This is a genomic window from Methanolobus sp. (assembly GCF_030682845.1).
Taxonomy (GTDB): Archaea; Halobacteriota; Methanosarcinia; order Methanosarcinales; family Methanosarcinaceae; genus Methanolobus.
The window spans coordinates 1-8,880 of sequence record NZ_JAUXNK010000102.1; the positions used below are offsets into that span (position 1 = coordinate 1).

General features: G+C 46.4%; 4 protein-coding genes. All 4 read left to right on the forward strand.

Features of this window, described 5'->3' with window-relative positions; genetic code table 11:
- The coding region (locus Q8J68_RS13760) for a helix-turn-helix domain-containing protein (RefSeq protein ID WP_305312085.1) at positions 1-181 on the forward strand (181 nt) is incomplete at its 5' end.
- Positions 182-254: 73 nt separating this feature from the next.
- A complete protein-coding gene (locus tag Q8J68_RS13765) occupies positions 255-5,438 on the forward strand; it encodes a DEAD/DEAH box helicase (RefSeq protein ID WP_305312086.1) in 5,184 nt (1,727 codons plus the stop codon).
- Complete coding sequence (locus Q8J68_RS13770; RefSeq protein WP_305312087.1) at positions 5,435-8,284, forward strand: helicase-related protein; 2,850 nt, start codon at positions 5,435-5,437, stop codon at positions 8,282-8,284. The genes Q8J68_RS13765 and Q8J68_RS13770 overlap by 4 nt, the downstream gene beginning before the upstream one ends.
- Positions 8,277-8,880, forward strand: a 604-nt coding sequence (locus Q8J68_RS13775) for a hypothetical protein (protein WP_305312088.1), incomplete at its 3' end; no start/stop codon positions are given. The genes Q8J68_RS13770 and Q8J68_RS13775, both read left to right, overlap by 8 nt.

Sequence of the window (8,880 nt, forward strand, 5' to 3'; positions counted from 1 at the left end):
GGTAAAAGAGATATGCTCATACATGGGCGTGAGCAGTGACACGGTTTATCGGTGGGTTGAAACACACGAAATGCCGGTTCATCGGATGGGGCGTTTATTCAAATTCAAGATTTCTGAGATTGATGCATGGGTCAAGGCTGGTGGAGCAAGCCGCAAACAAACAAAAGACGATTCGCAATGACTGTGTTTCTGGAGATACTAACAGCATCCTTACGATTATTATCCGGTTGTAGTACCAATGGGAGGGTTTACCGATGAATGTTTTCGAGCTTAGAGAAAAGCTGATTGCTGATTACTGCTCTTTCGTTAAGGGCTTTATCACAATCAAAGATGATGCAATCAAAGAAATGGTCGCCAATGAGTTGAAAGATGGTTTACTCTGGCCCGATCCACTTATTCAGTTAGGCCCGTTTTTCGAGTCTGGTGAATCCATTGAAGAATTGATCAAGTCTAATATCCTGCATCCGTTATGCAAGCAAGTTTTCCGAATCAAGAAAGAGGAAACTGATTTTGGTAAACAAATGCAGTTACATCGGCATCAGACAGAGGCGATCAAGCGAGCTGCCCAAGGGCTCAACTACATACTTACCACAGGTACCGGCTCAGGAAAGAGCTTAGCATACATCATTCCCATAGTGAATCACATTCTAAAGACGAGCAGCGGGAAAGGCATCAAAGCCATTATTGTCTACCCCATGAATGCTCTGGCAAATAGTCAGGAAAAAGAACTGAGTAAATTCGTTAATTGGGGTTTTAGCTCCGATACAAAACCCGTTACTTTCAAGCGATACACTGGCCAAGAATCGGAACAGGCGAAGCAGGAAATTTGTTCTAACCCACCAGATATACTATTGACCAATTACGTTATGCTAGAGCTTATCCTGACCAGACCAAACGAGACCCCTCTGGTTAATGCCTGCAAAAACCTCAAGTTCTTAGTCATGGACGAACTGCACACCTACCGTGGTCGTCAAGGTGCTGATGTGGCAATGCTGATCAGAAGGACAATAGATGCCACAAAGGCTGAGAAAGTGATCTGTGTGGGAACCTCAGCCACCCTATCCAGTACAGGTGATCGCTTGGAGCAAAACCGTGAGATCTCCAGAGTCGCCTCACTACTCTTCGGGAGCAAGGTTGAGCCGGAAAACGTGATCGGAGAGTCGCTTCAACGCTTGACCCAAGAGTTCGATTTTGATAGCCCTTCAGTTATCTCTAAGCTCAGGGATTCTATAGACAACTCCCTTAAGTCAGATGATGCAAACATAGATGATATCATACAAGATGCGTTTTTCTCATGGATTGAGACTACCTTTGGAGTAGAGACTGATCCGGTTTCAGGAAGGTTGTACCGATCTTCGGCAAAGTGTATCTCCGGCAATGATGGCGGTGCTGAAAATCTTAGTATGCTCACCGGTATTGATATATCAACCTGTAAAACTGCGATCCAGCATGCCCTCATGTTAGGTTTTAAAACCATTAATCCGAGTAACGGATTCCCCGTCTTTGCCTTTAAACTGCACCAGTTCATCAGTAGAGGGGATACTGTTTATGCATCTCTCGATGAGAATGACATTAGGCACCTTACAGTCCAGAGACAATTGTTCGTTCCCAATAGCAATAAAGATAAGATACTGCTTCCCATGGCGTTTTGCCGTCACTGTGGACAGGAGTATTATACGGTCACCAAGGTCTTCGATGAGGAGAAGGAAGCTTGGCGGTTCGCCCCCAGGGAACTGAATGAACGAGTCTTTGATGAGGAGCAGGAAGCAGGATTTCTCTACGTAAATGATGATGATAAATGGTCTGACAATGCAGCAGAAAACGCAGATAAAGTACCAGAGGAATGGAAAGACCAAGATGGAAAGATCTTGTACAATCGGAGAGAGTATCTGCCAAAACCAGTGCTTGTTACACCGGATGGGCATATTAGAAACTCAGGCAGACAGATGCTATTCCTTGAAGCTCCATTTCGGTATTGTCCCAATTGTATGGTCTCTTATGCTGCCAATCAAAGAAGCGACTTTGCCAAGCTATCTGCCCTGGGCACAGAAGGTAGAAGCACTGCCACCACCATTTTATCCCTATCTGCTGTTAGGCATATCCGTAATATGGAATTACCTCCTGAAGCTCGTAAACTCTTGAGCTTTACCGATAATAGGCAGGATGCATCGCTGCAATCAGGTCATTTTAATGATTTTGTCCAGGTTGGATTACTTAGAGGAGCTGTGTATCATGCTTTGGCGGGTAAGGGCATTGAAGGTGTCAGGCATAGTGAGCTTCCCCAGTTGGTCTTTGAAAGTTTGGGCTTACCTTTTGATGAGTATGCTTCGAATCCAGATGCCAGTAAGGGTGTTGCCAAGATTGAGACTGAACGAGCTCTGAGAAACGTCCTGGGATATCATCTGTATCGTGATTTGAAAAGAGGATGGAGGGTTACTGCGCCAAATCTTGAACAAACAGGGCTCTTGGAAATTGAATATCTTTCTATCGATGAGTTAGCAGGCGATACTGATCAATGGGCAAGCTGTCATCCTGCTATTGCCAATGCAGATAAGGAAACCAGGACAAATATCCTGAAAGCCATGCTTGATTGGATGAGAAGAGAACTTGCCATCAAAGTATCTTACCTCGACCAGCAAGAACAGGAACGGATACTACAGCACAGCCAACAGCGACTTGTACCCCCCTGGGGCTTTGATGAGAATGAGCAGACCAAGCAATTAACTCATGCTTCGGTGCTTTATCCACGTTCACGGAGACCCGGAGATTATGGCGGAGACACATATCTTTCGACCAGAAGCGGTTTTGGACAGTATCTCAGGCGAAATAATACTATCAGTAGCTACGATCAGAAACTTACATTAGATGATACACGGCAGATTATTGAGAACCTGCTGGACGGTCTGATTACCTATGGAATCATCGAAAAAGTGAAAGACAACAAGGCAGATGACGTGCCCGGATATCAATTAGTTGCTGATTCGATGGTCTGGAAGGCAGGGGATGGTTCCAAAGGAGCATATGATCCCATTCGTCAAACATCACTTTCTTTAGAAGGGCAACCTGTAAACCAGTACTTTAAGGAATTCTACCAATTCATAGCAGCATCAACCCGGGGTTTATACTCTAAGGAGCATACAGCTCAAGTGTCTTATGACGAACGGGAACGCAGAGAAGATGACTTCCGGGAAGCTAAACTGCCCATTTTATACTGCTCCCCTACTATGGAATTAGGTATAGATATATCACTCTTGAATGTGGTTAATATGCGCAATGTTCCACCTACTCCTGCGAACTATGCTCAACGCAGTGGACGTGCAGGTAGAAGCGGTCAACCTGCATTGGTATTTACGTATTGCTCTACGGGAAGTCCACATGATCAGTATTTCTTTAAACGTCCTGTCAACATGGTCTCAGGGTCGGTTGCAACCCCTCAGATTGATTTGGCTAATGAGGATATGCTGCACTCGCATATCAATGCAATTTGGCTATCTGAAGCCAAGATGAAGCTAGGTAATACTCTAACTGAAGTGATTGATATCTCCGGTCAGCCACCTACGCTTGAACTCTTACCTGACATTCAGAAAGTTCTACTAGATTTTTCTATCCGGCAAAGAGCCTTAACCAGAGCTACACGAATCATAAGCTCAATTGAAGATAATATCAAAACATCTGTCTGGTACACTCCAGACTGGTTGAATGATATCCTGAACCAGCTTCCCATGCAGTTTCAGCAATCATGTGAGCGCTGGCGAGGCTTATATAAAGCCGCTCTACGTCAACAGGAAGTGCAGAATAAGATAATCCTCGATGTTTCCCGGAAGCAGTCGGACAAAGACCAGGCTAAACGGCTCAGGAGAGAAGCTGAATCACAGCTGGAACTACTTACATCTTCAAGTGGTGCCATTCAATCAGATTTCTATAGCTATCGTTATTTTGCCAGTGAGGGATTTCTCCCCGGATACAATTTCCCCAGGCTGCCACTATCTGCCTTTATTCCTGGTAGAAGATTGAGAAGCGGTAAAGATGAGTATCTATCCAGACCCCGCTTCTTAGCCATTACCGAATTCGGACCTCGGTCTTTTGTCTATCATGAAGGTTCCCGATACATCATTCACCAAGTTATCATGCCTGCTCAGGATGACCAGAACAATGTTACAACCAGCGAAGCAAAGCTCTGCCCACAATGCGGATATTTACATACTGATGGAACCAAGGATTACATCTCTCAGTGCAACGTATGCGAACACTGTGGCAGCCAATTAGATGCTCCGATTCCTAACCTGTTCAGGCTCCAAAACGTGGTAGCCAAACGCAGGGATCAGATTAACTGCGATGAAGAAGAGCGTTTGAAACTTGGTTTCGATATCCGCACTACCATTCGTTATGCCGTACGATCAGGACGCTTGTCCTGTATAAGTGCCAAAATCATGCGTGGTGATGAATGTCTGGGAACCCTGACATATGGTGATTCTGCCATGATCTGGCGCATAAACATGGGGTATAGAAAACGTGTAAGTGGTGAACCTGAAGGGTTCTGGCTGGATACGGAGCGAGGTTATTGGGCAAAGAGACAGGACGAAGATGGCGATGATGATTCACCTATGGGTAAATCGAAGATTCTGGTTCGTCCCTTTGTGAGTGACACCAAGAATTGCCTCTTATTTGAGCCTCAGCTTAGTGTGAGCGACACAATTCTCGCCTCTTTACAGGCAGCCTTAAAGAATGCCATCCAGAGAGTATTTGAATTGGAAGATAACGAGCTTTCAGCTGAATCGTTACCATCGAGAGACAATAGAAAATCTATCCTTTTCTATGAGTCTACTGAAGGTGGAGCTGGGGTACTGAAGCGGGTTATAGACGTTGCTGGCTTTAAACGCGTCATCAAAGAAGCGATAGAACTCTGCCACTATGATCCCATCTCGTTTGAAGACCTGTTAAAAGCACCTCAAGCGAAAGAACCATGTGAAGCTGCATGCTACGATTGCCTGATGAGCTATTCGAACCAGACCGATCATGAATTGCTTGATCGTAAGGCGATAATTGATATACTGATCAGTCTGCTCAGCTCAGACTTGTCTCGCTCTTCCAGTGAGTTTTCTCGGGTGGAACACTATGAGAGATTAAAGAATCTAAATGGTTCCATTCTGGAAGTAAAATGGCTCGACTATATTTACAACAATGGCTATAACCTGCCTACTCATGCGCAGGAACTTATAGAATCCTGCCATACCCAACCGGATTATCTCTATAAAGACAAATACGTTGCAGTCTTCATTGATGGTCCCGTGCATGATTCACCAGATCAGCAAGCTAAAGACAGAAAAATTACAAATGACCTTGAAGATACTGGCTGGCATGTTATCAGATTTAGATATGACAGCGATTGGAGAGAGATTTTAGCATCTAATGAAAATATCTTCGGAGCATTCAAATGAGTTTTAGTATTGGCTCCCTCGTGAGTACTCGCGGTAGAGAATGGATCGTTTTACCCGATTCAACAGATGAACTGCTTATCGTCAAGCCTCTTGGCGGAAGCGATGATGAGATAACTGGCATTCTAACGGCTTTAGAAGCCGTAAAACCAGCATCTTTCAATCTACCCGACCCTTCCCAACTGGGAGATTTCCAATCCTGCAGATTACTCCGGAATGCTCTCAGATTAGGATTTCGCAATAGTGCAGGACCGTTCAGATGCTTTGGCAGATTGGCAGTTGATCCCCGTCCCTACCAGTTAGTTCCCCTGATGATGGCTCTAAAACTCGATCCTGTGCGTCTGTTGATTGCCGATGATGTGGGTATAGGTAAAACCATCGAAGCTTGCCTGATAGCTCGTGAGCTCTTGGACAGGGGCGAAATCACCAGGCTATGTGTGCTCTGTCCTCCTCATCTTGCCGAACAGTGGCAATCTGAACTGAGCACAAAGTTTCACATTGATGCAGAATTGGTACTGGGTAGCACAGTTCGCAGATTGGAGCGCAATTGCCGTGCAAATGAGTCTATTTTTGAGGTTTATCCCTATACAGTGGTATCCATAGACTATATCAAAAGTGACCGCCACAAAGCTGAATTTCTGCGTACTGCACCGGAACTGATCATCGTGGATGAAGCTCATACAGTCAGCTATGATGAGTCTGGAAACAGCAGCCGACACTATCGCCATGATCTGGTAAGAAAGCTCAGCCAAAGCCCCAATCGCCACATGCTATTGGTAACTGCAACACCTCATTCCGGCAATGAAAACGCTTTCCGCTCACTCTTGACCATCTTGAATAAAGAGATTTCAGAATTCCCAACAGACTTGACCGGAGCACAGAACGAGCAACGTCGCCGGACGATAGCTCAGTATTTTATCCAAAGACGCAGGATCGATATCGAAAACTACCTCAAGGAAAAGACTGTATTCCCTACCCCGGAGTGTAAGGAACTCCACTATAATCTCTCTGAACCTTATCGTGATTTGTTTAACAAAGCTCTGGATTATGCCCGGGAGATCGTCTGTGACAAAGCCGGCAGCCAACATCGGCAAAGAGTGCGCTGGTGGTCTGCCCTGGCTCTTCTGCGTGCCCTAGCTTCCAGTCCTGCTGCAGCGGCTGCCACGATGCGCAATCGCAGTGCCACCCTGGAAACCGAGACAGTCCCTGAAGCGGATGAATTGGGCAGACGCCTGATAATGGATATTGATGATCATGATAGCACCGATGCCAGCGACATCCTGCCCGGAAGTGATTCCTTTACTGAAGCCGACGAAAACACTCTCAGCCGCAGAAAACTGCTGGCTATGGCAAGGGAAGCAGCAGCCTTGTATGGAGATCACGATACCAAAATGCTTGGGCTGTTAAAACCACTAAAAGACCTGCTCAAAGATGGCTTCAGCCCCATCATCTTCTGCCGTTTTATCCAGACAGCCGAGTACCTGGCAGAGCAACTTAGACTGCGCCTGCCCAAATCAGTTCAGATAATGTCTATCACCGGGCTGCTGCCTCCCGAGGAGCGGGAAGGGCGGGTAAGCGAACTCTCAGTATTTCCCTCTCGTATCTTGGTTTGCACCGATTGTCTATCTGAGGGTATCAACCTCCAGGATCATTTTGATGCTGTTATCCACTATGACCTCAGTTGGAACCCCACTCGTCACGAACAGCGGGAAGGGCGAGTGGATCGTTTTGGTCAGCCCCACCCAACAGTTCGCATGCTCACCTATTACGGGATGGATAACCAGATCGATGGCATCGTCCTGGACGTACTGCTCCGTAAGCACAAGCAGATCAAATCTTCACTCGGCATCTCCGTACCTGTTCCTGCCGATACCGAAGCTGTGGTGGAAGCGATCTTTGAAGGACTTCTGCTGAGGGAACAGTCAGGAAGAGGTGACCAGCTCATGATTACCGGGTTCGACGAGTTCTTCAAAGATGACAAAAAGAAGCTGCATGATGCCTGGGAAAATGCCAAAGACAAGGAAAAACGGAGCCAGACTATGTTTTCCCAGATGGGTCTTGCGTCCAGAGTCGATGAGATCAAGGCAGAGCTCGATGCCATCAGGGATTCCATCGGTTCTCAGATGAACATCAAAGATTTCGTAAAACAGACGTTCACCCGCTACCATGCTGTTATAAGAGAAGTCAAGAGCACGTATCAGATAGACCTGAATCCCGTTCCCACCTTGGTCAAAGAAACCTGTGGCTATCTTCCAGATAAAATAACGGTCAGCTTTGATCTGCCAGTTCAGGAAAAGGAAATCTATCTCTCCCGCACCCATCCCATAGTAGAAGGCTTGGCAGATTTGGTGATGAGCACTGCTTTGGATAGCGAAAATACCCATTGTGTCGCCAGTCGTGCAGGAGTCATTCGTACCGCATCAGTAGAGCGCAGAACAACCCTTTTACTACTTAGGTACCGTTTCCATATCAATCAGCCTTATGAAGATAAAATTTATCGTAGCTTGGTGGAGGACTCCCAGATTGTGGCTTTTACAGGCTCACCTGAAGCGCCTGTCTGGCTTACAGAACATGATGCCAAAGCTCTGCTGGGTGCCATGCCCTCAGAAAATGTCCTACCCCAGCAAGCTCAAGCCCAGATCGAACGGGTAATTGATAACTATGCATCACTTCAACCGATTATTAACGGCTTTGCCCAAAAGCGTTCCGCCGAACTACTTGCTTCTCACCTCCGAGTGCGCGATGCTGTCCTGTTTAAACGTTCACAAAAACCCGACATCAAACCAGAATTGCCTCCTGATGTGCTTGGCATCTATGTCTATCTCCCAGTGGGAGGTGCTAATGTCTAAACGTAGTAGTATTTTCAATACCATCCGCACCGAAGGTGCCATCCTCCCTGCCGAACTGCTCCAGAGGATTGTCAGTGGTGACGCAACTCTGGAAGGTCTAAAGTCAACAGATTATCACTTGAGTCCTAGCGAACGCCTGAACGAAGCTGCCACACGCTCCTGGAATCGTCTTATCGGTGTCTGGCAGACATATCGGGAAATTCTCAATCAATTACCTGAAGAAGCTATTGGCACCACCGAGACCCGCGAACGCTGGCTATTGCCTCTCTTTCAAGAGCTTGGTTATGGCAGACTCCAAACCCAGAAATCTATCGAGATTGAGGACAAAACCTATCCCATCAGTCACAAGGCATCCGAACCAGTTGCCATTCATCTGGTCAGCTTCAAATGGGATCTGGATAAACGTAATCCCATAGCCAAAGGAGAAACCAAACTTTCTCCCCATTCTCTGATGCAGGAGTTTCTAAACCGTAGTGAGGATCACCTCTGGGGTATCCTTTCCAATGGCCTCAAGCTTCGAATCCTGCGTGACAATGTATCCCTAACCCGCGCTGCCTATGTGGAGTTTGACCTGCAAGCGATGATGGATGGGGTTG